The following is a 26,554-nucleotide window of genomic DNA, read 5'->3' as shown; positions in this document are numbered from 1 at the left end:
ATGAGCAAGATCCTTATCCGCGGTGCGAAGGTACTCGGCGGCGACCCGCAGGACGTCCTCATCGACGGCGAGACCATCGCCGCCGTCGGCACCGGCCTCGACGCCGGCGACGCCACCGTGATCGAGGCGGCCGGACAGGTCCTGCTGCCCGGCCTGGTCGACCTCCACACCCACCTGCGCGAGCCCGGCCGCGAGGACTCCGAGACCGTCCTCACCGGCACCAAGGCCGCCGCGGCCGGCGGCTTCACCGCCGTCCACGCCATGGCCAACACCTTCCCGGTCGCCGACACCGCCGGTGTGGTCGAGCAGGTCTGGCGCCTCGGCAAGGAGTCCGGCTACTGCGACGTCCAGCCCGTCGGCGCCGTCACCGTCGGCCTGGAGGGCAAGCAGCTCGCCGAGCTCGGCGCCATGCACGACTCCGCCGCCGGCGTGAAGGTCTTCTCCGACGACGGCAAGTGCGTCGACGACGCGGTCATCATGCGCCGCGCCCTGGAGTACGTGAAGGCCTTCGACGGCGTCGTCGCCCAGCACGCCCAGGAGCCCCGCCTCACCGAGGGCGCCCAGATGAACGAGGGCGTCGTCTCGGCCGAGCTGGGCCTCGGCGGCTGGCCCGCCGTCGCCGAGGAGTCGATCATCGCCCGCGACGTCCTGCTCGCCGCGCACGTCGGCTCCCGGGTCCACATCTGCCACCTGTCGACCGCGGGCTCCGTGGAGATCGTGCGCTGGGCCAAGTCCAAGGGCTGGAACGTCACCGCCGAGGTCACCCCGCACCACCTGCTCCTCACCGACGAGCTCGTCCGGTCCTACAACCCGGTCTACAAGGTGAACCCGCCGCTGCGCACCGAGGCCGACGTCATGGCGCTGCGCGAGGCGCTGGCCGACGGCACCATCGACTGCGTGGCCACCGACCACGCCCCGCACCCGCACGAGGACAAGGACTGCGAGTGGGCCGCGGCCGCCATGGGCATGGTGGGCCTGGAGACCGCGCTCTCCGTCGTCCAGCAGACGATGGTCGAGACCGGGCTCCTCGACTGGGCCGGCGTCGCCGACCGCATGTCGGCGCGCCCCGCGGCCATCGGACGGCTCGACGGACACGGCCGCCCCGTCTCGGCCGGTGAGCCTGCCAACCTCACGCTGGTCGATCCGGCATACCGTGGAGAGGTGGACCCCGCGGGCTTCGCCTCCCGCAGCCGCAACACCCCGTACGAGGGGCGCGAGCTGCCGGGCCGAGTGACCCACACCTTCCTGCGGGGCCGTGCCACGGTCGTCGACGGGAAGCTCGCGTGACAACACAGACCCTGTACCAACTGGCCGCCGAGCAGAAGTCGGCGGAAGTGACCGACTGGTCCGCCCGGATCAGCTGGGTGATCGGACTCCTCGTCCTCGTCGCGTTCGTCTACTGGCTGATGCGCCAGGGCTGGAAGTGGCGCGGAAACCTCCAGTCCGACCTGCCCGCCCCGGCCACCGCGCCGGAGGGCTTCGCGGACGGCGAGAAGCTGCTCACCCTCTCCGGCCGCTACCACGCGTCGACCACGGCCGGGCAGTGGCTCGACCGGATCGTCGCCCACGGCCTCGGCACCCGCAGCCGCGTCGAGCTCACCCTCACCGCCGAGGGCCTCGACGTCGTACGGCCCGGCGCCGCGGACTTCTTCGTCCCGGCCGCCGACCTGCGCGGCGCCCGCACCGAAAAGGCACTGGCGGGCAAGGTCCTGCCCGAGGGCGGACTCCTCGTCATCACCTGGGCGCTCGGCGACCGGCTGATCGACTCCGGTTTCCGCTCCGACCACTCGGCCGAACACCCCGCCTGGGTCGACGCCGTCAACCACCTCACCAGCACTACGGAAGGCATCGCACGATGACGACCTCCACCCGGGGAACCCAGGTTCCCGCCGTACTCGTCCTGGAGGACGGCCGCACCTTCCGCGGCCGCGCCTACGGGGCTGTGGGGGAGACCTTCGGCGAGGCGGTGTTCTCCACCGGCATGACCGGTTACCAGGAGACGCTGACCGACCCGTCGTACCACCGCCAGGTCGTCGTGATGACCGCCCCGCACGTCGGCAACACCGGCGTCAACGACGAGGACCCCGAGTCCAAGCAGATCTGGGTCTCCGGCTACGTCGTCCGCGACCCCGCCCGCACCCCCTCCAACTGGCGCTCCCGCCGCACCCTGGACGAGGAGCTGGCGGGCCAGGGCGTCGTCGGCATCAGCGGCGTCGACACCCGCGCCCTCACCCGCCACCTGCGCGAGCGCGGCGCCATGCGCGTCGGCATCTTCTCCGGCGACGCGGTCGCCGACGAGGCCGCGATGCTGGCCCGCGTCCAGGAGGCCCCCGAGATGAAGGGCGCCGACCTGTCCGCCGAGGTCGCCACCAAGGAGGCGTACGTCGTCCCCGCGATCGGCACCAAGAAGTTCACGGTTGCCGCGGTCGACCTCGGGATCAAGGGCATGACCCCGCACCGGATGGCCGAGCGCGGCATCGAGGTCCACGTGCTCCCGGCCACCGCCACCCTGGAGGAGATCTACGCGGTCGCCCCGGACGGCGTCTTCTTCTCCAACGGCCCCGGCGACCCCTCCACCGCCGACCACCCCGTCGCGCTGATGCGGGGCGTCCTGGAGCGGCAGACCCCGCTCTTCGGCATCTGCTTCGGCAACCAGATCCTGGGCCGCGCGCTCGGCTTCGGCACGTACAAGCTGAAGTACGGCCACCGCGGCATCAACCAACCCGTGCAGGACCGCTCGACCGGCAAGGTCGAGGTCACCGCGCACAACCACGGCTTCGCCGTCGACGCCCCCCTCGACAAGGTCTCCGACACCGCCTACGGGCGCGCCGAGGTCTCCCACGTATGCCTGAACGACCAGGTGGTCGAGGGCCTTCAGCTGCTCGACCGGCCGGCCTTCAGCGTCCAGTACCACCCCGAGGCGGCCGCCGGCCCGCACGACGCCGCGTACCTCTTCGACCGCTTCGTTTCCCTGATGGAGGGCCAGCGTGCCTAAGCGCTCCGATATCCAGTCCGTCCTGGTCATCGGCTCCGGCCCGATCGTCATCGGGCAGGCCGCCGAGTTCGACTACTCCGGCACCCAGGCGTGCCGCGTGCTCAAGGCCGAGGGCCTGCGCGTCATCCTGGTGAACTCCAACCCGGCCACGATCATGACCGACCCGGAGATCGCCGACGCCACGTACGTCGAGCCGATCACCCCGGAGTTCGTCGAGAAGATCATCGCCAAGGAGCGCCCCGACGCGCTGCTGCCCACCCTGGGCGGCCAGACCGCGCTGAACACCGCGATCTCCATGCACGAGAACGGTGTCCTGGAGAAGTACGGCGTCGAGCTCATCGGCGCCAACGTCGAGGCCATCAACAAGGGCGAGGACCGCGACCTCTTCAAGGGCGTCGTGGAGGCCGTCAAGGCGAAGATCGGCTACGGCGAGTCCGCCCGCTCGGTCATCTGCCACTCCATGGACGACGTCATCGCCGGCGTCGACACGCTCGGCGGCTACCCCGTCGTCGTCCGCCCCTCCTTCACCATGGGCGGCGCCGGCTCCGGCTTCGCCCACGACGAGGAGGAGCTGCGCCGCATCGCGGGCCAGGGCCTCACGCTCTCCCCGACCACCGAGGTGCTGCTCGAAGAGTCCATCCTCGGCTGGAAGGAGTACGAGCTGGAGCTCATGCGCGACCGCAACGACAACGTCGTGGTCGTCTGCTCCATCGAGAACTTCGACCCGATGGGCGTCCACACCGGCGACTCGATCACCGTGGCCCCGGCGATGACCCTCACCGACCGCGAGTACCAGCGGCTGCGCGACATCGGCATCGCGATCATCCGCGAGGTCGGCGTCGACACCGGCGGCTGCAACATCCAGTTCGCGATCGACCCCACCGACGGCCGCGTCATCGTCATCGAGATGAACCCGCGCGTATCCCGCTCCTCCGCGCTCGCCTCCAAGGCCACCGGCTTCCCGATCGCCAAGATCGCCGCCAAGCTGGCCGTCGGCTACACGCTGGACGAGATCCCCAACGACATCACCGAGAAGACTCCGGCCTCCTTCGAGCCGACCCTCGACTACGTCGTCGTCAAGGCCCCGCGCTTCGCCTTCGAGAAGTTCCCCTCCGCCGACTCCACCCTCACCACCACCATGAAGTCGGTGGGCGAGGCCATGGCGATCGGCCGGAACTTCACCGAGGCCCTCCAGAAGGCGCTGCGCTCCCTGGAGAAGAAGGGCTCGCAGTTCACCTTCACCGGCGACCCCGGCGACAAGGCCGAACTGCTGGCCGAGGCGGTCCGCCCGACCGACGGCCGCATCAACACCGTCATGCAGGCGATCCGGGCCGGCGCCACCCAGGAGGAGGTCTTCGACGCCACGAAGATCGACCCCTGGTTCGTGGACCAGCTCTTCCTGATCAAGGAGATCGCCGACGAGCTGGCCGCCGCCGACAAGCTCGTCCCCGAGCTGCTGGCCGAGGCCAAGCGCCACGGCTTCTCGGACGTCCAGATCGCCGAGATCCGCGACCTGCGGGAGGACGTCGTCCGCGAGGTCCGCCACGCGCTCGGCATCCGCCCGGTCTACAAGACGGTCGACACCTGCGCCGCCGAGTTCGCCGCGAAGACCCCGTACTTCTACTCCTCGTACGACGAGGAGACCGAGGTCGCGTCGCGCACCAAGCCCGCGGTGATCATCCTGGGCTCCGGTCCCAACCGCATCGGCCAGGGCATCGAGTTCGACTACTCCTGCGTCCACGCCTCCTTCGCGCTCAGCGACGCCGGCTACGAGACCGTGATGGTCAACTGCAACCCGGAGACGGTCTCCACCGACTACGACACCTCCGACCGCCTGTACTTCGAGCCGCTGACGCTGGAAGACGTGCTGGAGATCGTGCACGCCGAGTCCCTGGCGGGCCCGATCGCGGGCGTCGTCGTGCAGCTCGGCGGCCAGACCCCGCTGGGTCTGTCGCAGGCGCTCAAGGACAACGGCGTGCCCGTCGTCGGCACCTCCCCGGAGGCGATCCACGCCGCCGAGGACCGCGGCGCCTTCGGCCGCGTCCTGGCCGAGGCCGGCCTGCCCGCCCCCAAGCACGGCACCGCCACCACCTTCGCCGAGGCCAAGGAGATCGCCGACGAGATCGGCTACCCCGTCCTCGTACGCCCGTCGTACGTGCTCGGCGGGCGCGGCATGGAGATCGTGTACGACGAGACCCGGCTCTCCGCGTACATCGCCGAGTCCACCGAGATCAGCCCCACCCGGCCGGTCCTGGTCGACCGCTTCCTCGACGACGCCATCGAGATCGACGTCGACGCCCTCTACGACGGCACCGAGCTCTACCTCGGCGGCGTCATGGAGCACATCGAGGAGGCCGGCATCCACTCCGGCGACTCCGCCTGCGCCCTGCCCCCGATCACCCTCGGCGGCCACGACGTCAAGCGGCTGCGCGCCTCCACGGAGGCCATCGCCAAGGGCGTCGGCGTCCGCGGCCTGATCAACATCCAGTTCGCGCTGTCGGGCGACATCCTCTACGTCCTGGAGGCCAACCCGCGCGCCTCCCGGACCGTGCCCTTCACCTCGAAGGCGACCGCGGTCCCGCTCGCCAAGGCCGCCGCCCGGATCTCCCTGGGCGCGACCGTCGCCGAGCTGCGCGCGGAGGGCCTGCTGCCGAAGACCGGCGACGGCGGCACGCTGCCGCTGGACGCGCCGATCTCCGTCAAGGAGGCCGTCATGCCGTGGTCGCGCTTCCGCGACATCCACGGCCGGGGCGTCGACACCATCCTCGGCCCGGAGATGCGCTCCACCGGCGAGGTCATGGGCATCGACTCGGTCTTCGGCACCGCGTACGCCAAGTCGCAGGCCGGCGCCTACGGGCCGCTGCCCACCAAGGGCCGCGCCTTCATCTCGGTCGCCAACCGCGACAAGCGCTCGATGATCTTCCCGGCCCGCGAGCTGGTCGCCCACGGCTTCGAGCTGCTGGCCACCTCCGGCACCGCCGAGGTCCTCAAGCGCAACGGCATCAACGCCACGGTCGTGCGCAAGCTCTCCGAGGGCGAGGGCCCGAACGGCGAGCGGACCATCGTCCAGCTGATCCACGAGGGCGGTGTCGACCTCATCGTCAACACCCCGTACGGGACCGGCGGCCGGCTCGACGGCTACGAGATCCGCACCGCGGCCGTCGCCCGCTCCGTGCCCTGCCTGACCACGGTCCAGGCGCTCGCCGCGGCCGTCCAGGGCATCGACGCCCTCAACGGCGGAGACGTCGGCGTCCGTTCCCTCCAGGAACACGCGGAACACTTGACCGCGGCCCGCGACTAGGAAGCCCACAGGGGGACACCGGAAACGGTGTCCCCCTCTTCATGAGGACACCGTGATGTACAAGTTCTTCTTCCAACTGGTCTTCAAGCGGATGGACCCCGAGCGCGCCCACTACCTGGCCTTCCGCTGGATCCGCCTGGCCGCCCGCGTCCCCGTGCTGCGCACCTTCGTGGCCGCCGCCCTCGCCCCCCGGTACAAGGAGCTGCGCACCGAGGCCCTGGGCCTGCGGATGCACGGCCCCTTCGGGCTCGCCGCCGGCTTCGACAAGAACGCCGTCGCGATCGACGGCATGGCGATGCTCGGCTTCGACCACGTCGAGATCGGCACCGTCACCGGTGAACCGCAGCCCGGCAACCCGAAGCAGCGGCTGTTCCGCCTGGTCGCGGACCGCGCGCTGATCAACCGCATGGGCTTCAACAACGAGGGCTCCGCCGCCGTCGCCGAGCGCCTGGCCGCCCGCACCCCGGTCTTTGGCACCACCGTCGGCGTCAACATCGGCAAGACCAAGGTCGTCCCCGAGGCCGAAGCCGCCGCCGACTACGTGAAGTCCACCGAGCGCCTCGCCGCCCACGCCGACTACCTCGTCGTCAACGTCTCCTCGCCCAACACCCCCGGCCTGCGCAACCTCCAGGCCACCGAGTCGCTGCGCCCGCTGCTCACCGCCGTGCGCGAGGCGGCCGACCGCACCGTCACCCACCGCCGCGTCCCGCTGCTCGTCAAGATCGCCCCGGACCTCGCGGACCAGGACGTCGACGCGGTCGCCGACCTGGCCGTCGAGCTGGGCCTGGACGGCATCATCGCCACCAACACCACCATCGCCCGCGACGGGCTGGGCCTGAAGTCCCCGGCGGTCCTGGTGAAGGAGACCGGCGGCCTGTCCGGCGCCCCCCTCAAGGAACGCTCCCTGGAGGTCCTGAGCCGCCTGTACGGGCGCGTGGGGGACCGGCTCACCCTGGTGGGCGTCGGCGGCGTCGAGAACGCCGAGGACGCCTGGCAGCGCATCCTGGCCGGCGCCACCCTCGTCCAGGGCTACAGCGCCTTCATCTACGAGGGCCCGTTCTACGCCCGCGCGATCCACAAGGGCCTGGCCGCGCGCCTGGCCGCCTCCCCGTACGCCACACTCGCCGACGCCGTCGGCGCGGAATCCCGGAAGGCAGCGAAATGACCCTGGAACCCTTCGGCGCCCGGCTGCGCCACGCCATGGACACCCGAGGCCCGCTCTGCGTCGGCATCGACCCGCACGCCTCCCTGCTCAGCGCCTGGGGGCTCCCCGACGACGTGGCGGGCCTGGAGCGCTTCACCCGTACGGTCGTCGAGGCGCTGGCCGACCGGGTCGCGGTGCTCAAGCCGCAGTCCGCGTTCTTCGAGCGGTTCGGCTCGCGCGGCATCGCCGTCCTGGAGAAGGCCGTCGAGGAGGCCCGCGCGGCCGGGGCCCTGGTCCTGATGGACGCCAAGCGCGGCGACATTGGCTCGACCATGGGCGCCTACGCGGCGACCTACCTGGACAAGGACTCGCCGCTGTTCTCGGACGCGGTCACCGTCTCGCCGTACCTCGGCTTCGGCTCGCTGCGGCCCGCGCTCGACGCGGCGGCGGTCTCCGGCGCCGGAGTCTTCGTCCTCGCGCTGACCTCCAACCCGGAGGGCGCCGAGGTGCAGCGCGCCACCGCCGCCGACGGCCGTCCGCTGGCGCAGCTGATGCTCGACCACATGGCCGCCGAGAACGCGGGCGCCGCACCGCTCGGCTCGGTCGGCGCGGTCGTCGGCGCCACGCTGGGCGACGCGGGCGTGGACCTCGCGATCAACGGGCCGCTGCTCGCGCCGGGCATCGGCGCGCAGGGGGCGACCCCGGCGGATCTGCCGGGCGTCTTCGGCGACGCGGTCGGCAATGTGGTGCCCAGCGTGAGCCGGGGCGTGCTGCGCCAGGGGCCGGACGTCGCGGGGCTGCGCGAGGCCGCCGAACGGTTCGCGGACGAGGTCCGCGCGGTCGTCTCGGACCGCTGACCCTGCCACGTAACCGTGTGTTGACGGAATCCTGAAGAAAAAACTCGGTGGTTATGCCCGAAAAGTCCTGGTCGGCAGAGGCTGACCAGGACTTTTCGTCTGTTCTCGCTGACTCCGGCGGCCTTGGCCGCTAGTCTCCGTCGAGAGCCGACGAGCACGGGATGTTCGCGGCTCACCAGGTGAGGGGCGATCCCGCTGCCTCACGGTCCGTATCCGACAGATCGACATCCGAGGTGACGTAGGCGTGGCTCTTCCGCCCCTTACCCCTGAACAGCGCGCAGCCGCGCTCGAAAAGGCCGCCGCGGCTCGCCGGGAGCGGGCCGAGGTCAAGAATCGACTCAAGCACTCCGGCGCCTCCCTCCACGAGGTCATCAAGTCGGGCCAGGAGAACGACGTCATCGGCAAGATGAAGGTCTCCGCCCTGCTGGAGTCCCTGCCCGGTGTGGGCAAGGTCCGTGCCAAGCAGATCATGGAGCGGCTCGGCATCTCCGAGAGCCGTCGTGTGCGGGGTCTTGGCTCCAACCAGATCGCATCCCTGGAGCGCGAGTTCGGCGGCACCGCCGCCTGACGTTCTCAGGCACCCCTGAGAACCTGGATAATCGCTCCATGGCTGCAACATCCCGGGGGACGTCCCCCGTACCCCCGGACGTACGTCCGCGGCTGACCGTGCTCTCCGGCCCCTCGGGGGTCGGCAAGAGCACGGTCGTCGCGCATATGCGCAAGGTCCACCCCGAGGTGTGGCTCTCGGTGTCGGCGACGACCCGCAAGCCCCGCCCCGGCGAACGCAACGGCGTCCACTACTTCTTCGTGGACGACGAGGAGTTCGACAAGCTGATCGCCAACGGTGAGCTGCTGGAGTGGGCCGAGTTCGCCGGCAACCGCTACGGCACGCCGCGCCGCGCCGTGCAGGAGCGGCTGGAGGCGGGGGAGCCGGTGCTCCTGGAGATCGACCTCCAGGGCGCCCGGCTGGTCCGCCAGTCCATGGCCGACGCCCAGCTGGTCTTCCTCGCCCCGCCGAGCTGGGAGGAGCTGGTCCGCCGGCTCACCGGCCGGGGGACCGAGGCGCCCGAGGTGATCGAACGCCGGCTCGGCGCCGCCAAGGTGGAACTGGCCGCCGAAGCGGAGTTCGATACGACGCTCGTCAACACCTCCGTCGAGGACGTGGCACGTGAGCTGCTAGCCTTGATGCTGGAGGCTTCCGGCCACCGCGCCGCCGGCGAGTGAACCACCGGCAGCGGGGCCCGGCACCAAGGCCCCTGACTGTCAAAGAATTCTTTGATCTTCATCCCCTTCGGAAGGCAGAGCGTGTCCTCTTCCATCACCACGCCCGAGGGCATCATCAACCCGCCGATTGATGAGCTCCTCGAAGCAACCGACTCGAAGTACAGCCTCGTGATCTACGCCGCCAAGCGCGCGCGCCAGATCAACGCGTACTACTCGCAGCTCGGTGAGGGCCTCCTCGAGTACGTCGGTCCGCTCGTCGACACCCACGTGCACGAGAAGCCGCTCTCGATCGCGCTCCGCGAGATCAACGCGGGCCTGCTCACGTCCGAGGCCATCGAGGGCCCCGCGCAGTAAGCAGCGACGACGCACCTTCACCCCGGGCCCGGCGGATCATCCGCCGGGCCCGAGGTGTGTCTCCTGCTCTCCGGGCCGACCGTCCGGTGCGCCTGCCGGTGAGGCAGCATGGGGGCGTACGCAACCGAGTGCGGGGAGACGCAGTGGACAAGCCGAAGGTCGTTCTGGGGGTCAGCGGCGGCATCGCCGCGTACAAGGCGTGCGAGCTGCTGCGCCGGCTGACCGAGTCCGGCCACGACGTACGGGTCGTCCCCACCGCGTCCGCCCTCCACTTCGTCGGCGCCGCCACCTGGTCGGCGCTCTCCGGCCACCCGGTCTCCACCGAGGTCTGGAACGACGTCCACGAGGTGCCGCACGTCCGGATCGGCCAGCACGCCGACCTCGTCGTCGTCGCCCCCGCCACCGCCGACATGCTCGCCAAAGCCGCCCACGGCCTCGCCGACGACCTGCTCACCAACACCCTGCTCACCGCCCGCTGTCCGGTCGTCTTCGCCCCGGCCATGCACACCGAGATGTGGGAGCACCCCGCCACCCAGGAGAACGTCGCGACGCTGCGCCGCCGGGGCGCCGTCGTCATCGAGCCCGCCGTCGGCCGCCTCACCGGCGTCGACACCGGCAAGGGCCGGCTCCCCGACCCGGGCGAGATCTACGAGGTCTGCCGCCGGGTCCTCGCCCGGGGCACGGCCGCCCCCGACCTCGTGGGCCGGCACGTGGTGATCAGCGCCGGCGGTACGCGGGAGCCCCTCGACCCGGTCCGCTACCTCGGCAACCGCTCCTCCGGCAAGCAGGGCTACGCGCTCGCCCGCACCGCCGTCGCGCGCGGCGCCCGGGTCACCCTGGTCGAGGCCAACACCGGGCTGCCCGATCCGTCCGGTGCCGACGTCGTACGCGCCGGCACCGCGACACAGCTGCGCGAGGCCGTGCTGAAGGCGGCGCGGGACGCCGACGTCGTGGTCATGGCGGCCGCCGTCGCCGACTTCCGGCCCGCCGAGTACGCCACCGGCAAGATCAAGAAGAAGGACGGCCAGGAGCCCGCCCCGATCACGCTCGTCCGCAACCCGGACATCCTCGCCGAGGTCTCTGCCGAGCGCGCCACGCCCGGCCAGATCGTCGTCGGATTCGCCGCCGAGACCGACGACGTCCTGGCCAACGGCCGCGAGAAGCTCCGCCGCAAGGGCTGCGACCTGCTGGTGGTCAACGAGGTCGGGGAGCGCAAGACCTTCGGCTCCGAGGAGAACGAGGCCGTGGTGCTCGCCGCCGACGGCACCGAGACCCCCGTCCCGTACGGGCCCAAGGAGGCCTTGGCCGACACGGTGTGGGACCTCGTCGCGGCGCGCCTCGAATGAATTTCAGGTGACACGCCGGGGCCGGAAGCACCCCCGAGACACGGTCCCGGACCTTGCGGCAGCAGGCTTGGGGGGCCTTCCGGCCCTGGTGGAACACGTCACAGGACGGCCAAAGGGCGAGACACGTTGTCCGACGGCCGGAGTCGACCGATAAACTGCTTCCTGGACCGTGCCGGGCGCAGCTCCCGGACCGTCCGCCCAATGATCAGCCAGCAGCCGCTGCAACCCCAGGGAGCGATGTGTCCCGCCGTCTCTTCACCTCGGAGTCCGTGACCGAGGGCCACCCCGACAAGATCGCCGACCAGATCAGCGACACCATTCTCGACGCGCTCCTGCGCGAGGACCCCTCCTCCCGCGTCGCCGTCGAGACCCTGATCACCACCGGTCTCGTGCACGTCGCGGGTGAGGTCACGACCAAGGCGTACGCCGACATTCCGACGCTGGTCCGCAACAAGGTCCTGGAGATCGGCTACGACTCCTCGAAGAAGGGCTTCGACGGCGCCTCCTGCGGCGTCTCGGTGTCCATCGGGGCCCAGTCCCCGGACATCGCCCAGGGCGTCGACACCGCGTACGAGAAGCGGGTCGAGGGCGACGAGGACGAGCTCGACAAGCAGGGCGCCGGCGACCAGGGCCTGATGTTCGGCTACGCCTGCGACGAGACCCCCGAGCTCATGCCGCTGCCGATCTTCCTCGCGCACCGGCTCTCCCGCCGGCTGTCCGAGGTCCGCAAGAACGGGACCATCCCGTACCTGCGCCCCGACGGCAAGACCCAGGTCACCATCGAGTACGACGGCGACAAGGCCGTCCGCCTCGACACCGTCGTCGTCTCCTCGCAGCACGCCAGCGACATCGACCTCGACTCGCTGCTCGCGCCCGACATCCGCGAGTTCGTCGTCGAGCACGTGCTGAACCAGCTGATCGAGGACGGCATCAAGCTCGACACCGAGGGCTACCGCCTCCTGGTCAACCCGACCGGACGCTTCGAGATCGGCGGCCCGATGGGCGACGCCGGCCTCACCGGCCGCAAGATCATCATCGACACCTACGGGGGCATGGCCCGCCACGGCGGCGGCGCCTTCTCCGGCAAGGACCCGTCGAAGGTGGACCGCTCGGCCGCGTACGCCATGCGCTGGGTCGCCAAGAACGTCGTCGCCGCCGGCCTCGCCGCCCGCTGCGAGGTCCAGGTGGCCTACGCGATCGGCAAGGCCGAGCCGGTGGGCCTCTTCGTGGAGACCTTCGGCACCGCCGCGGTCGAGACCGAGAAGATCGAGCACGCCATCGGCGAGGTCTTCGACCTCCGCCCGGCCGCGATCATCCGCGACCTCGACCTGCTGCGCCCGATCTACGCCCAGACCGCCGCGTACGGCCACTTCGGCCGCGAGCTCCCCGACTTCACCTGGGAGCGCACGGACCGGGTGGACGCGCTGCGCGCCGCCGCCGGTCTGTAAGCACCGCAGAGCGGGTCTTCCGCCGGAGCCCGGACGCCGTCACGGCGTCCGGGCTCCGGCGTTTCACCGCGTGGGGTGACGAGGACGGCCGGCGCCGTTGTCCGAGGCGTCTGGTAGGGATGGAGCTGTGAGCAGCGAGAACGAGGGGCCCGACGAGCCCGGGGCGGGGGCGCCGGAACAGCTTGCGCTGATCCGGGAGGCCGTCCGCCGGGCCGACGTGCCGCGCGCCAAACCGCGCACCTGGCGCGGTGCCGCCCTCGCCGAGGAACTGCCCGTCGCCCGCGTCCTCGTCAACAAGGGCGCGCTCCACCTCGACCAGTACTTCGACTACGCCGTCCCCGAGGAACTGGACGCCGACGCACAGCCCGGGGTGCGCGTCCGGGTCCGCTTCGGCGCCGGAGGCCGCCAGGTGCGCGGCGGCCGGCGCGAGGGCGGCGGGCTCGTGGACGGCTTCCTCATCGAGCGGCTGGCCGAGTCCGATTACCCCGGGGCGCTCGCCGCGCTCGCCTCCGTCGTCTCGCCCGAGCCGGTCCTCGGCCCCGGGCTCCTCGCCCTCGCCCGCGCGGTCGCCGACCGGTACGCGGGCAGCCTCGCCGACGTCCTCCAGCTCGCCGTCCCCCCGCGCAACGCGCAGGCCGAGGCCAAGCCGTCGCCCGCGCCCCTGCCCGCCCCCGCGCCCCCCGCCCCCGGCAGCTGGGAGCGGTACGCGCAGGGGCCCGCGTTCCTCTCCGCGCTGGCCGGCGGGGGCGCACCCCGGGCCGTCTGGACCGCCCTCCCCGGACCGCACTGGCCGGCCGAGATCGCCGCGGCCGTCGCCGCGACGCTGTCCTCCGGGCGCGGCGCCCTCGTCGTCGTCCCCGACGGGCGGACCGCCGCCCGGGTCGACACCGCGCTCACCGCCCTGCTCGGCGAGGGGCGGCACGCGCTGCTCACCGCCGGCTCCGGGCCCGGGAAGCGGTACCGGGAATGGCTCGCCGTGCGGCGCGGCTCCGTCCGGGCGGTCGTGGGGACCAGGGCCGCGATGTTCGCGCCCGTCGCCGACCTCGGGCTCGTCGTCGTCTGGGACGACGGGGACTCCAGCCACAGCGACGACCGCGCCCCCTTCCCGCACGTCCGCGAGGTCCTGGAGCTGCGGGCCACGCACGGGCGGTGCGCCTTTCTGCTCGGCTCCGTCAGCTGCACCGTGGAGGCCGCGCAGCTCGTGGAGAGCGGGTGGGCGCTGCCGCTGCGCGCCGACCGGGAGCAGGTGCGGGTGGCGGCGCCCGTCATCCGCACCGTGGGCGACGGCGAGCTCGCGCGGGACGGGGCGGCCCGGGCCGCCCGGCTGCCCAGCCTCGCCTGGCAGACCGTCCGGGACGGGCTGCGCACCGGTCCGGTACTGGTCCAGGTGCCCCGCCGGGGTTACGCCCCCCGGCTCGCCTGCGAGCGCTGCCGGGAGCCGGCCCGGTGCCGGCAGTGCGCGGGGCCGCTGGAGGCGCCGGACCAGCAGGACCTGAACTGCGCGTGGTGCGGGCGGGCCGAGACGTCCTGGCACTGCGTGGCCTGCGGCGGGCGGCGGCTGCGCGCCCAGATCGTGGGGGCCCGGCGCACGGCGGAGGAGCTGGGCCGGGCGTTCCCGGCGGTGCCGGTGCGGACGTCCGGGCGCGACCATGTCCTCGACTCGGTGCCGGACCAGCCCGCGCTGGTCGTCAGCACGCCGGGCGCCGAGCCGGTCGCCGAGGGCGGGTACGCGGCGGCGCTCCTGCTCGACGGCTGGGCGATGGTCGGGCGGCCCGATCTGCGCGCCGGGGAGGAGGCGCTGCGGCGGTGGACGGCCGCCGCCGCGCTGGTCCGGGGGCGGCCGGAGGGCGGCACGGTGGTCGTCGTCGCCGAGCCGACGCTGCGGCCGGTGCAGGCGCTGGTCCGGTGGGACCCGGTCGGGCACGCGCGGCGGGAGCTGGCGGAGCGGGCCGAGCTGGGCTTTCCGCCGGTGTCCCGGATGGCTTCGGTGACGGGGGAGCCGGAGGCGCTTGCCGCGTTCTTCGCGGTGGCGCGGTTGCCTTCGGACGCGGAGGTGCTGGGGCCGGTTCCGGTGCCGGCGGCTGAGCCGGGGCGGCCCCGGCGGGCGTTCGAGGCGCCGGCGGGGGAGGTCTGGGAGCGGGCGTTGGTGCGGGTGCCGCCCGGGAGTGGGGCGGCGTTGGCTGCGGCGGTGCGTGCTGCGCGCGTGGCGCGGGGTGGGGGTGCGGTGCGGGTGCGGGTGGATCCGGTGGACATCGGCTGAGGTCTTTGTCCTCAAGCGCCGGACGGGCTGGGGTTGGTGCGGCGGGTGTTCGGGTGCGGGCGCGTCTCGGCTGGGGTCTTTGTCCTCAAGCGCCGGACGGGCTGGATTTTGCGGGCGGGCTTGGTTTTGCGCAGGCGCGTTTTGCGCGTGAGCGGCTGATGCGTGAGCGGGCCGCCCCGTCGCGTGTGCGATGGGGCGGCCCGGCCCACACCCGGGTCAGCCGTTGCGGGGGCCCGGGAACGGGTTGGGGCGGTCTGTGGGGGGTTGGGGGGCTCGGGCTGCGGGGACCGTGGGGCCGCGTTGGGGGACGACCTCCGCGGACTCGGGTGCCGTGGGCTGCGGGGTCGCGCGCCGTGAGCCGTAACGGCGGTGGACGGCCTGCTTGGTGACCCCGAGCGCGGAGCCCACCGCGTCCCAGGAGAAGCCCAGCGAGCGGTCGAAGTCCACGGCCGCCGTGACCAGGGTCTCGACGCTGTCCCGCAGTTCCTGGGCCAGTCTCACGGTGGGGGCCGGGGCCCTGCCGTATACGACGAAGCCCGCGGACGGGCCGGTGCGGCGCGGACGGTAGACGTTGCCCAGCTGTGCGGTGAGCGTGCGCAGTGCGTCCACCTGCCGCCGGACCCGCTCGATGTCCCGCACCAGGAGATGCAGGCTGGCCCGCGCTTGGGCGTCGTGGGTTGCGTGGTCGGCCATGAAGAAGCCTCTCGAACCGGCGTTGAAAGGGATCGGGCCGCACCAGGGCGGCTCGCTTCGGTCAATCTCTCTTGACCAACGCCGCACCGGGGGATCTGGTCACGCTCGGGGGGCGTATGCGCACCTGCGAGGGGCGCGCGACTGTGCGTACGCCCCCCGGGCCGCCGCCCCATAGACTTGTGCGTTGCTCGTCACCGTAACGTTTCGGCCTGAGAGTCCGGCCTGAGAGGCAGTCAGCCACCCATGAAGCTCGTCTTCGCCGGCACCCCCGAGGTAGCCGTCCCCGCACTCGACGCCCTGATCGCCTCCGGCCGGCACGAGGTGGCCGCCGTCGTGACCCGGCCCGACGCGCCCGCGGGGCGTGGCCGGCGGCTGGTGGCCAGCCCGGTCGCCGAGCGCGCCGAGGAGGCCGGGATCGAGGTGCTGAAGCCCGCCAGGCCCCGCGACGAGGACTTCCTCGCGCGGCTGCGGGAGATCGCGCCGGACTGCTGCCCGGTCGTCGCGTACGGCGCGCTGCTGCCCAAGGCGGCGCTCGACATTCCGGCGAAGGGCTGGGTCAACCTGCACTTCTCGCTGCTGCCCGCCTGGCGCGGCGCGGCCCCGGTGCAGCACGCGGTGATGTCCGGCGACGAGGTGACGGGGGCGTCCACCTTCCTGATCGAGGAGGGCCTGGACTCCGGACCCGTCTACGGCGTCCTGACCGAGGAGGTCCGCCCGACCGACACCAGCGGCGATCTGCTGACCCGGCTGGCGTTCGCCGGGTCCGGGCTGCTGGCGGCGACCATGGACGGCATCGAGGACGGCACCCTGCACGCCGTACCGCAGCCCGCCGACGGGGTCACCCTCGCGCCGAAGATCACCGTCGAGGACGCCCAGGTCGAGTGGTCCGCGCCCGCCCTCCGCGTCGACCGGGTCATCCGCGCCTGCACCCCCGCCCCCGGCGCCTGGACGCTGTTCCGGGGCGAGCGCCTGAAGCTCGTCCAGGCCACCCCCGCCGTCGACCGGTCCGAGCTGGCGCCCGGTGAGCTGTCGGCGGGCAAGAACAACGTGTTCGTCGGCACCGGGTCGCACGCGGTCGAGCTGCTGTGGGTGCAGCCGCAGGGCAAGAAGCCGATGCGCGCCGCCGACTGGGCGCGCGGAGTGCGCATCGTCCCCGGCGAGCTGGTCGGGAGCTAGCGGACCGGGGGCCCGGGACGGGGACGTAGGCTGGGAGGGTTCGTCCTCTCACCTCCAGCGGAGCACCTTTCACGTGAACGACCAGCCGCGTCGCCGTCCCGCCAAGCCGCACCGCCGTCCCCAGAAGGACCCGGTCCGCTTTCTCGCCTTCGAGGTCCTGCGGGCCGTTGAAGAGCGCGACGCGTACGCGAACCTCGTCCTGCCCCCGCTGCTGAAGAAGGCCCGCGCCAAGGGCGACTTCGACCACCGCGACGCCGCCCTGGCGACCGAGCTGGTCTACGGGACGCTGCGCCGCCAGGGGACGTACGACGCGATCGTCGCCGCCTGCATCGACCGGCCGCTGCGCGAGGTCGACCCGCCGGTCCTGGACGTGTTGAACATGGGCGTGCACCAGCTCCTCGGCACCCGTATCCCGACCCACGCGGCGGTCTCCGCCAGCGTGGAGCTGGCCCGGGTGGTGCTGGGGGAGGGGCGCGCCAAGTTCGTCAACGCCGTCCTGCGCAAGGTGTCCGCCGACGACCTCGACGGCTGGGTCGCGAAGGTGGCCCCGGCCTACGAGGACGACGCCGAGGACCACCTCGCGGTCGTCCACTCGCACCCGCGCTGGATCGTCTCCGCGCTCTGGGACGCGCTCGGCGGCGGCCGCGCCGGGATCGAGGACCTGCTCGACGCGGACAACGAGCGCCCCGAGGTCACCCTCGTCGCCCGCCCCGGCCGCTCCACCACGGACGAGCTCACCGAGGAGCTGGGCGAGGACAACGCCCTCCCGGGCCGCTGGTCGCCCTACGCCGTGCGGATGGCCGAGGGCGGCGAGCCCGGCGCCCTGACCGCCGTGCGCGAGAGCCGGGCCGGGGTCCAGGACGAGGGCAGCCAGCTCGTCGCCGCCGCCTTGGCGGCCGCCCCGCTGGAGGGCAGCGACGCCCGCTGGCTCGACGGCTGCGCGGGCCCCGGTGGCAAGGCCGCCCTGCTCGCCGCCCTCGCCGCGGACCGCGGTGCCGCCCTGCTGGCCGCCGAGAAGCAGCCGCACCGCGCCCGCCTCGTGGAACGCGCGCTGGCCGGCAACCCCGGCCCGTACCAGGTGATCACCGCCGACGGCACCCGCCCGCCCTGGCTCCCCGGCAGCTTCGACCGGGTCCTGGTGGATGTGCCGTGCTCCGGGCTCGGCGCGCTCCGCCGCCGCCCCGAGGCCCGCTGGCGCCGCCGCAAGGAGGACCTGGAGGGCTTCGCGCCGCTCCAGCGCGGGCTGCTCCGCGAGGCGCTGAAGGCCGTACGCGTCGGCGGTGTCGTCGGGTACGCGACCTGCTCGCCGCACCTCGCTGAGACCCGGGTGGTCGTGGAGGACGTGCTCAAGGGGCGCGGCGGGGCGCCCGTGGAGGCGGAGTGGATCGACGCCCGCCCGCTGCTGCCGGGCGTGCCCGCGCTGGGCGACGGGCCCGACGTCCAGCTCTGGCCGCATCTGCACGGCACGGACGCGATGTACCTGGCGCTGCTCCGCCGTACCGCCTGACCGCCTGCCCCTCACCGGGGCGAAACGCCGGGAATGCGCGAACCGTAATGATCCCGTGAGCCTTTGGAGCGCACCGAGGCCGGGAAGTGACGCAGAACATGGCAGGCTTGGCCCATGGCCCAGATCAACCCGAGTATTCTCTCCGCCGATTTCGCGCGCCTCGCCGATGAGGCCAAGGCCGTCGAAGGTGCCGACTGGCTCCATGTCGATGTCATGGACAACCACTTCGTGCCCAATCTGACCCTCGGCGTTCCGATCGTGGAATCGCTCAGCAGGGCCACGGACACGCCGCTGGACTGCCATCTGATGATCGAGGACGCGGACCGCTGGGCACCGCAGTACGTCGAGGCGGGTGCCGGGTCGGTCACCTTCCACGTCGAGGCCGCCGCCGCCCCCGTCCGGCTGGCCCGCGAGATCCGGGCCAAGGGCGCCCGCGCCTCGATGGCGCTCAGGCCGGCGACGCCCATCGAGCCGTACGAGGACCTGCTCCCCGAGCTCGACATGCTGCTGATCATGACCGTGGAGCCGGGCTTCGGCGGCCAGGCGTTCCTGGACATCATGCTGCCGAAGATCCGCCGCACCCGTGAGCTGATCTCCAAGCACGGGCTCGATCTGTGGCTCCAGGTCGACGGCGGCGTCTCCGAGTCCACCATCGAGCGGTGCGCCGAGGCCGGCGCCGATGTCTTCGTCGCCGGCTCGGCGGTGTACGGGGCGGGCGACCCGGCCGCCGCGGTGCGGGCCCTGCGCGCCAAGGCCGACGGGGCCATCGGCGCGGCCGGCTGGGCCTGCGCGCACTGAGTCCCGGGCGGCCGGGGCGGGTGAGCGGCGTCCGGGCCAAGGGCAGATGAACGGGGTCCGACGGGACCCGTCAGGGATCGCCGTATCTGACAGGATGAACGGCGTATCAAGAGCGTGAACAGCAGTGAGGAGAACGCGGTGTCTGCAATGTCGGCGGGCCGGTCCGCCCTGCGGATGGGGCCCGCGGAGCTGGTGCAGGCGGCGGCCATGGCCCGCCGCTTCTACCTCGAGGGCAAGTCCAAGATCCAGATCGCCGAGGAGTTCGGCGTCAGCCGCTTCAAGGTCGCCCGGGTGCTGGAGACCGCTCTGGAGCGCGACCTCGTACGCATCGAGATCCGGGTCCCGGCGGAGCTGGACGCCGAGCGCTCCGACGCGCTCCGGGCCCGCTACGGGCTGCGCCACGCGGTCGTCGTGGAGTCCCCGGCGGAGGAGCAGGACGACGCGGCGGACCCGGAGAACCTGGGCGAGGTCGCGGCCGACCTGCTCGGGGAACTTGTGAACGAGGGCGATGTGCTCGGGCTCGCCTGGGGCCGCTCCACCATCCACATGGCCGCGGCCCTCGACCGGCTCCCCCCGTGCACGGTCGTGCAGCTCACCGGGGTGTACGACGCGGGCACCGCCGAGCGCGGTTCCGTGGAGGCGGTGCGGCGCGCCGCCCAGGTCTCCGGCGGCGAGGCCCACCCGATCTACGCGCCGATGCTGCTGCCGGACCCGGCGACGGCCGCCGCGCTGCGCAACCAGACGGGGATCGCCCGCGCCTTCGAGTACTTCGACAAGGTGACGGTCGCGGCCGTCTCCATCGGTTCCTGGGAGCCCGGGATCTCGACCGTGCACGACATGCTCTCCGACGAGGAGCGCCGGCACTACGCCTCGCTCGGTGTCGCCGCCGAGATGTCGGCCCACCTCTTCGACGCGGAGGGCCGCCGGGTCGGCCGGGACCTCGGCGAGCGGTGCATCACCGTCGAGGCGGACCGGCTGCGCCGGATCCCCGAGGTGGTGGCCATCGCGGGCGGGCAGCGCAAGGCCGCCGCGATCGGCGCGGTACTGCGGTCCGGCCTGGTCACCAGCCTGGTCACGGACACCGCGGCCGCCGACTACCTCCTCACCGAGTCCGCCGCCCCGCGCCGGCCGGCCCTGGAGCGCGCGGACCCGGACGGCGACTGAGACGTACGGGAGAGGGGCGAGCGGTCCGTGACCGCTCGCCCCTCTCCCGTACCTCCGGTGCTCAGTCCTGGGAGACTCCCAGGACCGTCGACTCCAGATACTGCTCGGGCTGCTCGTACTGGCTGACGTCGGCCGGGTTGTACCGGGGCGTCTGCCGGGACCAGTCGAGATTGCCGCGCATCCAGCTGCGCATGCCGTCGAGATACGGCTCCAGCATCGGCGTCAGCTGCGGATACGCCTCCAGCAGCTCGGTCTCCGCCGTCAGGAAGCGCTCCGTCTCGACGGCGATCTCCGCGCAGACGTGCTCCAGCGCCTCCTGCTTGCCGTAGCCGCGGTGGTGGCGGACCAGGTGGACGAGGTTGTGGATCTCGCCGAGCACCTGCTCCTTCTCGTACGAATACACGTCATTGGCCCAGCAGACGTGGTTGCAGGACGCCTCAAGGGCGGTGATGAACCGGGGGTCGTTGTGGATCGAGGAGGGCGCCTCGATGCCCGCGACGATCTCTATCAGGTCCATGCAGACGATGATCGCGCCGGTGTGGCGGCGCTTCTCTATGTACAGCTCCTCCGACGGCACCACGCCCGCCGCCCGGTTCCCGGCCTCCCAGGTGGTGGCGGTGGTGAGGTACTTCTTCAGGTGCCAGGCGAACCTGCGCCGCCAGTGCACCGCCGCGGTCGGCGTCGTACGTTGCCACAGGTCGATGAGGGCCACCACGGCGGCGGGCAGCTCCTCGTTCTCCAGCACACCGGTGCGGGTGCCCTCGACCACCGCCAGCATCAGGGCGACGACGTCCCGCACCCGCTCCGGGCTGCGGCCGAGATGGCCGTCGTCCAGCTGGTCGTCGACGAGGAAGAGCCAGACGAACCAGTCGGCGACCAGGTCCAGATTCTCACGGTCGGCGGTCGGATAGACCATCCCGACGAATGCGCCGAAGTCCGCCTGCTCGAAGCGCTCCCTGGCCGAATCCCGGTGCACCAGCCCGGTGTTGCGGGTCCAGGAGTCCAGATGCTCCCGTACGTGGCCGACGTGCGGGTTCGTCCGCTGGGGGAACGGGCAGTGAATGTCCGGCAGTTCGTTCTCCACGGGCGGGTCGTGATCCTCTCCGGTCGTACGTGTGACGGAAGTTGAGCACGATCCGTCCGTTCCTCCGGGGCGTAGTGGTGACCCACGGGACCTGCGGATTTGAAGCTACCTGACCCCTTGTCACCAGGTCCAGGGCAGATGATCGGGAATGGTTGAAAGCTGTTCGGGTAAGGTCCGGGGGTAAGGCAGGTGGCACTTGCCCGGGACTCCCGCAGCGGTTCCTTCGTAGGAACGTACGAGCGTGGGAGTCATTTGCTGTGTCTTCGTGGAAGCGACCTGCGCCATTTCGTATGAAAAAATGAGTGTTATGCGTTTTCTTGAGCCCGGCACCGGTCGCTATACAGAGTCCCCCTCGGTTCCGTACGACCTCACGTACGACGACGTCTTCATGGTCCCGGGCCGGTCGGCGGTCGGATCGCGCCAGGGTGTCGACCTGTCCTCGCCCGACGGCAGCGGCACCACCATTCCCCTCGTCGTCGCGAACATGACCGCCATCGCGGGCCGCCGGATGGCCGAGACCATCGCCCGCCGCGGCGGCCTCGTCGTCATCCCGCAGGACATCCCGATCGAGGTCGTCACCGAGGTCATCTCCTGGGTGAAGACGCGCCACCTGGTGCTCGACACGCCCATCGAGCTGTCGCCGGGCCAGACCGTCGCCGACGCGCTGTCCCTGCTGCACAAGCGCGCGCACGGCGCCGGGGTCGTCGTGGACGCGGACCGCCGGCCCGTCGGTGTGGTCACCGACCACGACCTGTCCGGCGTGGACCGCTTCACCCAGCTCTCCGAGGTCATGTCCAAGGACCTGGTCGTCCTGGACGCGGACATCGACCCGCGCGACGCCTTCAACAAGCTGGACGGCGCCAACCGCAAGCTCGCCCCCGCCGTCGACGCGGATGGCCGCCTCGTCGGCATCCTCACCCGCAAGGCCGCCCTGCGCGCCACGCTGTACACCCCCGCCACCGACGCGGACGGCAAGCTGCGCGTCGCCGCCGCCGTCGGCATCAACGGCGACGTGGCCGGCAAGGCCAAGCAACTGCTCGACGCCGGTGTGGACACCCTCGTCGTGGACACCGCGCACGGCCACCAGGAGTCCATGATCAGCGCGGTGCGCGCGGTCCGGGCGCTGGACCCGCGGGTGCCGATCGTGGCGGGCAACATCGTCGCCGCCGAGGGCGTGCGCGACCTCATCGAGGCCGGCGCGGACATCATCAAGGTCGGCGTCGGACCCGGCGCCATGTGCACCACCCGCATGATGACCGGCGTGGGCCGCCCCCAGTTCTCGGCCGTGCTGGAGTGCGCCGCCGAGGCGAAGAAGTACGGCAAGCACGTCTGGGCCGACGGCGGGGTCCGCCACCCGCGCGACGTCGCCATGGCGCTCGCGGCCGGTGCGTCCAACGTGATGATCGGCTCCTGGTTCGCCGGTACGTACGAGTCCCCGGGCGACCTCCAGCAGAGCGCCGACGGCCGCTTCTACAAGGAGTCCTTCGGCATGGCGTCCGCCCGCGCCGTGAAGAACCGCACCTCCGACGAGTCCGCGTACGACCGGGCCCGCAAGGCGCTCTTCGAGGAGGGCATCTCCACCTCGCGGATGTTCCTGGACCCGGCGCGCCCCGGCGTCGAGGACCTGATCGACTCGATCATCGCGGGCGTCCGCTCCTCCTGCACGTACGCGGGCGCGGCCTCCCTCGCCGAGTTCGCCGAGAAGGCCGTCGTCGGCGTGCAGAGCGCCGCCGGCTACGCGGAGGGCAAGCCGCTGCACGCCAGCTGGAGCTAGGGCCTCCGGCCGGGGTTCGCCCGGCCCCGGGTGACCCGTGGTCTACTGCCGGGGGACGGCATGCGTCGTCCTCCGGCACAGTCATGCCCGGCTCCGGCCGGGCCACCGCAGAGAAGTGACCCGTACGACGTGCGACTGAACGACCTCGACGAACGCATCGTCCACGCCCTGGCCGAGGACGCCCGCCGCTCCTACGCCGACATCGGCTCGATCATCGGCCTGTCCGCGCCCGCCGTGAAACGCCGGGTCGACCGGCTGCGCGCCGAGGGGGCCATCACCGGGTTCACCGTGCGGGTCAACCCGGCGGCGCTCGGCTGGGAGACCGAGGGGTACATCGAGATCTACTGCAGCCGCAACACGTCTCCGGACTCCATCAAGCAGGGGCTCGCCCGCTATCCCGAGGTCGCCTCCGCGTCGACGGTGACCGGCGACGCGGATGCGCTGGTGCAGGTCTTCGCGGCGGACATGCGGCATTTCGAGCAGGTGCTCGAACGGATCGCGGGGGAGCCGTATGTGGAGCGGACGAAGTCCGTGCTCGTGCTTTCGCCGCTGTTGCGGCGCTTCTCCTCCGGGTCTCCGGGGTAGGGCCGTCCGCTGGGTGGGCCGGGTCCTCCGGCGAGGGTTCCGTCCTCAAACGCCGGACGGGCTGGAATGGGCTGCCGCGGTCGCGAAGCGCGGGTCGGGCCGGAATGGGCCACCCCTGGTCCTCGAAGCGCGGGTCGGGCCGGAGCGGCGCAATAAATCGCCGCGTCCCGCCCGAACCGCGCAACGGATCGGTCGTCGGTGCGCAACGGTCGCGGCTTGTCCGGGCCGAATGGCTGAACGTACCGTTTCTACGTCCCCGCCCCGCCCGTATCGTCCGAGGTCAGCCATGCCGCCGTTGCGCACCGCCCTGCTCCAGAGCTCCGGGCGTCCCGGCTCGGTCGCCGGGTCCGTCGAGCTGCTGGCGGACGCCGCGCGCCGCGCCGCCGCCACCGGAGCCCGGCTCCTGGTCTGCCCCGAGCTGTATCTCACCGGGTACGCCATCGGCGACGACGTCCCCCGGCTGGCCGAGGCCGCCGACGGGCCCGCCGCCCGCGCCGTCGCCGAGATCGCCGTGCGGCACGGGATCGCCGTCCACTACGGCTACCCCGAGCGCGAGGGCGACACCCTGTACAACTCCGCGCAGCTCATCGGCCCGGACGGCACCACGCTCGCCAACTACCGCAAGACCCACCTCTTCGGCGACTTCGAGCAGCGCTGGTTCACTCCCGGCGGGCAGCCCGTGGTCCAGGCCGAGCTGGACGGGGTCCGGATCGGCCTGCTGACCTGCTACGACGTCGAGTTCCCGGAGAACGTCCGGGCGCACGCCCTGGCCGGCACCGACCTCCTGCTGGTCCCGACCGCGCTGATGCACCCCTTCTCGTTCGTCGCCGAGTCCCTCGTCCCGGTCCGCGCCTTCGAGAGCCAGCTGTACCTCGCGTACGTCAACCGGACCGGCCCGGAAGGCGAGTTCGACTTCACCGGGCTGAGCTGCCTGGCCGGACCCGACGGCACCGTCCGGGCCCGTGCGGGGCGCGGCGAGGAGCTGGTCACCGCCGACGTCGACCTCGCCCTGCTGGCCGCCTCCCGGGCCGCCAACCCGTATCTCCGCGACCGCCGCCCCGGCCTGTACGGCTCGCTCGTCTGAGCCCTGCTCCGCCCCCTCACGTCTTCGCCCGTCCCGCAAGGAGCCCGTACCCCATGACCGCCGTGCCCCCCGCCGTCCAGCACCCCGAGGAAGCGGCCCCGCCGATCACCATGTTCGGGCCGGACTTCCCGTACGCGTACGACGACTTCCTCGCCCACCCGGCGGGCCTCGGCCAGATACCGGCGACCGAGCACGGCACCGAGGTGGCCGTCATCGGCGGCGGGCTCTCCGGCGTCATCACCGCGTACGAACTGATGAAGATGGGCCTCAAGCCGGTCGTCTACGAGGCCGACCGCATCGGCGGACGGCTGCGCACCGTCGAGTTCGAGGGCTGCGCCACCGACGGCGAACCGCTCACCGCAGAGATGGGCGCGATGCGCTTCCCGCCCTCCTCGACCGCCCTCCAGCACTACATCGACCTCGTGGGCCTGGAGACCAAACCGTTCCCCAACCCGCTCTGCCCGGCCACCCCTTCGACCGTGGTCGACCTCAAGGGCGAGTCGCACTACGCCAGGACCATCGACGAACTCCCGCAGGTCTACCGCGATGTGATGGACGCCTGGAACCGCTGCCTGGAGGAGGGCGCCGACTTCTCCGACATGAACCGGGCGATGCGTGAGCGTGACGTGGACCGGATCAGGGAGATCTGGTCCCGGCTGGTCGAGAAGCTGGACAACCAGACCTTCTACGGCTTCCTCTGCGACTCCGACGCCTTCAAATCCTTCCGGCACCGTGAGATCTTCGGCCAGGTCGGCTTCGGTACCGGGGGCTGGGACACGGACTTCCCCAACTCCATCCTGGAGATCCTGCGCGTCGTCTACACCGAGGCCGACGACCACCACCGCTCCATCGTCGGCGGCAGCCAGCAGCTCCCGCTGCGCCTGTGGGAGCGGGAGCCGCAGAAGATCACGCACTGGCCGCTCGGCACCTCGCTGTCCTCGCTGCACGGCGGCGAGCCGCGCGGGGCCGTCACCCGGCTGAACCGTACGGCCGGCAACCGGATCACCGTGACCGACGCCTCCGGCGACATCCGCACCTTCCGGGCGGCCGTCTTCACCGGGCAGTCCTGGCTGCTGCTCTCCAAGATCGCCTGCGACGACGCGCTCTTCCCGATCGACCACTGGACGGCGATGGAGCGCACCCACTACATGGAGTCGTCCAAGCTGTTCGTGCCCGTGGACCGGCCGTTCTGGCTGGACAAGGACGAGACCACCGGCCGCGACACGATGTCGATGACGCTGACGGACCGGATGACCCGGGGCACGTACCTGCTGGACGACGGGCCGGACCGGCCGGCGAGCATCTGCCTCTCGTACACCTGGTGCGACGACAGCCTGAAGTGGCTGCCGCTCTCGGCGACCGAGCGGATGGACGTCATGCTGAAGTCGCTCGGCGAGATCTACCCGAACGTCGACATCCGCAGCCACATCACCGGCAACCCGGTCACCGTCTCCTGGGAGAACGAGCCCTGGTTCATGGGCGCGTTCAAGGCCAACCTGCCCGGCCACTACCGCTACCAGCGGCGGCTGTTCACCCACTTCATGCAGGACCGGCTGCCCGCCGACAAGCGGGGGCTGTTCCTGGCCGGTGACGACATCTCCTGGACGGCCGGCTGGGCCGAGGGTGCCGTGCAGACCGCGCTGAACGCCGTGTGGGGCGTGATGACCCACTTCGGCGGCGCGACCGACGCGACCAACCCCGGCCCCGGCGACCGCTTCGACGAGCTGGCCCCGGTCGAACTCCCGGAGGACTGACCGGGA

The 26,554-nt window shown here is 72.1% G+C and carries 22 protein-coding genes; 20 read left to right on the top strand and 2 right to left on the bottom strand.

What is annotated here, in order from left to right; translation table 11 throughout:
• The 12 genes from ACIQZN_RS21015 to ACIQZN_RS20960 all read left to right on the top strand — a co-directional run bounded on the left by ACIQZN_RS21015 (position 1) and on the right by ACIQZN_RS20960 (position 14,929).
• Positions 1-1,287, top strand: coding sequence for a dihydroorotase (locus ACIQZN_RS21015; protein WP_161211725.1), 1,287 nt, complete (start codon positions 1-3; stop codon positions 1,285-1,287).
• Positions 1,284-1,859: a hypothetical protein gene (locus tag ACIQZN_RS21010; protein ID WP_018103907.1), complete on the top strand. Its 576-nt coding sequence runs from the start codon at positions 1,284-1,286 to the stop codon at positions 1,857-1,859. Before ACIQZN_RS21015 ends, ACIQZN_RS21010 begins: the two co-directional genes overlap by 4 nt.
• Entirely contained in the window at positions 1,856-2,995 is a 1,140-nt protein-coding gene (gene carA / locus ACIQZN_RS21005; RefSeq protein WP_403995883.1) for a glutamine-hydrolyzing carbamoyl-phosphate synthase small subunit, read from the top strand. Before ACIQZN_RS21010 ends, carA begins: the two co-directional genes overlap by 4 nt.
• Entirely contained in the window at positions 2,988-6,296 is a 3,309-nt protein-coding gene (carB, locus tag ACIQZN_RS21000; RefSeq protein ID WP_403995880.1) for a carbamoyl-phosphate synthase large subunit, read from the top strand. Before carA ends, carB begins: the two co-directional genes overlap by 8 nt.
• A 55-nt stretch (positions 6,297-6,351) precedes the next feature.
• Positions 6,352-7,461, top strand: coding sequence for a quinone-dependent dihydroorotate dehydrogenase (locus ACIQZN_RS20995; RefSeq protein WP_403995877.1), 1,110 nt, complete (start codon positions 6,352-6,354; stop codon positions 7,459-7,461).
• Positions 7,458-8,297: an orotidine-5'-phosphate decarboxylase gene (gene pyrF, locus ACIQZN_RS20990; protein ID WP_403995874.1), complete on the top strand. Its 840-nt coding sequence runs from the start codon at positions 7,458-7,460 to the stop codon at positions 8,295-8,297. Before ACIQZN_RS20995 ends, pyrF begins: the two co-directional genes overlap by 4 nt.
• Positions 8,298-8,541: 244 nt before the next feature.
• Positions 8,542-8,865, top strand: coding sequence for an integration host factor (locus ACIQZN_RS20985; protein WP_018103912.1), 324 nt, complete (start codon positions 8,542-8,544; stop codon positions 8,863-8,865).
• A gap of 38 nt (positions 8,866-8,903) precedes the next feature.
• Positions 8,904-9,521, top strand: a complete 618-nt coding sequence (gmk, locus tag ACIQZN_RS20980; RefSeq protein WP_026171628.1) for a guanylate kinase — start codon at positions 8,904-8,906, stop codon at positions 9,519-9,521.
• An 81-nt stretch (positions 9,522-9,602) separates the two neighbouring features.
• Positions 9,603-9,875, top strand: coding sequence for a DNA-directed RNA polymerase subunit omega (gene rpoZ / locus ACIQZN_RS20975; protein WP_003970369.1), 273 nt, complete (start codon positions 9,603-9,605; stop codon positions 9,873-9,875).
• Positions 9,876-10,018: 143 nt separating this feature from the next.
• Positions 10,019-11,221 (top strand): bifunctional phosphopantothenoylcysteine decarboxylase/phosphopantothenate--cysteine ligase CoaBC, encoded by a 1,203-nt coding sequence (coaBC, locus tag ACIQZN_RS20970; protein ID WP_403995869.1) that lies wholly within the window; start codon positions 10,019-10,021, stop codon positions 11,219-11,221.
• Positions 11,222-11,460: 239 nt separating this feature from the next.
• On the top strand, positions 11,461-12,669 hold the full coding sequence (gene metK, locus ACIQZN_RS20965; RefSeq protein ID WP_073967766.1) for a methionine adenosyltransferase: 1,209 nt from the start codon (positions 11,461-11,463) through the stop codon (positions 12,667-12,669).
• 127 nt (positions 12,670-12,796) lie between these two features.
• Positions 12,797-14,929, top strand: coding sequence for a primosomal protein N' (locus tag ACIQZN_RS20960; protein ID WP_403995864.1), 2,133 nt, complete (start codon positions 12,797-12,799; stop codon positions 14,927-14,929).
• A gap of 216 nt (positions 14,930-15,145) precedes the next feature.
• Here the strand turns inward: ACIQZN_RS20960 and ACIQZN_RS20955 are convergent, their stop codons facing one another.
• On the bottom strand, positions 15,146-15,622 hold the full coding sequence (locus ACIQZN_RS20955) for a hypothetical protein (RefSeq protein ID WP_403995861.1): 477 nt from the start codon (positions 15,620-15,622) through the stop codon (positions 15,146-15,148).
• 243 nt (positions 15,623-15,865) lie between these two features.
• Between ACIQZN_RS20955 and fmt the strand changes: the two genes are divergently transcribed.
• From fmt to ACIQZN_RS20935, 4 genes are all read left to right on the top strand, one after another.
• Entirely contained in the window at positions 15,866-16,798 is a 933-nt protein-coding gene (gene fmt / locus ACIQZN_RS20950; protein WP_403995858.1) for a methionyl-tRNA formyltransferase, read from the top strand.
• A gap of 73 nt (positions 16,799-16,871) precedes the next feature.
• The gene (locus tag ACIQZN_RS20945) at positions 16,872-18,305 is read left to right on the top strand and encodes an RsmB/NOP family class I SAM-dependent RNA methyltransferase (RefSeq protein WP_403995855.1); all 1,434 of its coding nucleotides are present in this window, start codon (positions 16,872-16,874) and stop codon (positions 18,303-18,305) included.
• A gap of 114 nt (positions 18,306-18,419) precedes the next feature.
• The gene (gene rpe, locus ACIQZN_RS20940) at positions 18,420-19,103 is read left to right on the top strand and encodes a ribulose-phosphate 3-epimerase (protein WP_393770383.1); all 684 of its coding nucleotides are present in this window, start codon (positions 18,420-18,422) and stop codon (positions 19,101-19,103) included.
• Positions 19,104-19,250: 147 nt separating this feature from the next.
• Positions 19,251-20,267: a sugar-binding transcriptional regulator gene (locus ACIQZN_RS20935; protein WP_161208503.1), complete on the top strand. Its 1,017-nt coding sequence runs from the start codon at positions 19,251-19,253 to the stop codon at positions 20,265-20,267.
• Positions 20,268-20,328: 61 nt separating this feature from the next.
• Here the strand turns inward: ACIQZN_RS20935 and ACIQZN_RS20930 are convergent, their stop codons facing one another.
• Positions 20,329-21,351, bottom strand: coding sequence for a terpene cyclase (locus ACIQZN_RS20930; RefSeq protein ID WP_403995852.1), 1,023 nt, complete (start codon positions 21,349-21,351; stop codon positions 20,329-20,331).
• 307 nt (positions 21,352-21,658) lie between these two features.
• Here ACIQZN_RS20930 and ACIQZN_RS20925 point away from each other — a divergent pair, with 307 nt between their 5' ends.
• The 4 genes from ACIQZN_RS20925 (at position 21,659) to ACIQZN_RS20910 (ending at position 26,548) form a co-directional block, all read left to right on the top strand.
• Complete coding sequence (locus ACIQZN_RS20925; RefSeq protein WP_403995849.1) at positions 21,659-23,125, top strand: GuaB1 family IMP dehydrogenase-related protein; 1,467 nt, start codon at positions 21,659-21,661, stop codon at positions 23,123-23,125.
• 129 nt (positions 23,126-23,254) lie between these two features.
• Positions 23,255-23,710 carry an Lrp/AsnC family transcriptional regulator gene (locus ACIQZN_RS20920; protein WP_403995846.1) on the top strand — a complete coding sequence of 152 codons (456 nt, stop codon included), beginning with the start codon at positions 23,255-23,257 and terminating at the stop codon, positions 23,708-23,710.
• A gap of 286 nt (positions 23,711-23,996) precedes the next feature.
• Positions 23,997-24,794: a carbon-nitrogen hydrolase family protein gene (locus ACIQZN_RS20915; RefSeq protein ID WP_403995843.1), complete on the top strand. Its 798-nt coding sequence runs from the start codon at positions 23,997-23,999 to the stop codon at positions 24,792-24,794.
• 53 nt (positions 24,795-24,847) lie between these two features.
• The gene (locus ACIQZN_RS20910) at positions 24,848-26,548 is read left to right on the top strand and encodes a flavin monoamine oxidase family protein (protein ID WP_403995840.1); all 1,701 of its coding nucleotides are present in this window, start codon (positions 24,848-24,850) and stop codon (positions 26,546-26,548) included.
• The last annotated feature ends 6 nt before the right edge of the window (positions 26,549-26,554 follow it).

Origin of the sequence: Streptomyces sp. NPDC097595 (genome assembly GCF_044761525.1) — a bacterium.
GTDB classification, from domain to species: domain Bacteria; phylum Actinomycetota; class Actinomycetes; order Streptomycetales; family Streptomycetaceae; genus Streptomyces; species Streptomyces drozdowiczii_A.
Note: the sequence above shows the minus strand (reverse complement) of the source record. Positions and strands in the feature narration are given on the sequence as shown.

Coding starts and splice junctions, on each gene's coding strand:
- ACIQZN_RS20935 (WP_161208503.1), top strand. CDS start 19,251: ATGTCGGCGGGCCGGTCCGCCCTGCGGATGGGGCCCGCGGAGCTGGTG.
- ACIQZN_RS20910 (WP_403995840.1), top strand. CDS start 24,848: ATGACCGCCGTGCCCCCCGCCGTCCAGCACCCCGAGGAAGCGGCCCCG.
- pyrF (WP_403995874.1), top strand. CDS start 7,458: ATGACCCTGGAACCCTTCGGCGCCCGGCTGCGCCACGCCATGGACACC.
- ACIQZN_RS20995 (WP_403995877.1), top strand. CDS start 6,352: ATGTACAAGTTCTTCTTCCAACTGGTCTTCAAGCGGATGGACCCCGAG.
- ACIQZN_RS20955 (WP_403995861.1), bottom strand. CDS start 15,622: ATGGCCGACCACGCAACCCACGACGCCCAAGCGCGGGCCAGCCTGCAT.
- ACIQZN_RS20925 (WP_403995849.1), top strand. CDS start 21,659: ATGCGTTTTCTTGAGCCCGGCACCGGTCGCTATACAGAGTCCCCCTCG.
- ACIQZN_RS20915 (WP_403995843.1), top strand. CDS start 23,997: ATGCCGCCGTTGCGCACCGCCCTGCTCCAGAGCTCCGGGCGTCCCGGC.
- rpe (WP_393770383.1), top strand. CDS start 18,420: ATGGCCCAGATCAACCCGAGTATTCTCTCCGCCGATTTCGCGCGCCTC.
- gmk (WP_026171628.1), top strand. CDS start 8,904: ATGGCTGCAACATCCCGGGGGACGTCCCCCGTACCCCCGGACGTACGT.
- ACIQZN_RS21015 (WP_161211725.1), top strand. CDS start 1: ATGAGCAAGATCCTTATCCGCGGTGCGAAGGTACTCGGCGGCGACCCG.
- carA (WP_403995883.1), top strand. CDS start 1,856: ATGACGACCTCCACCCGGGGAACCCAGGTTCCCGCCGTACTCGTCCTG.
- fmt (WP_403995858.1), top strand. CDS start 15,866: ATGAAGCTCGTCTTCGCCGGCACCCCCGAGGTAGCCGTCCCCGCACTC.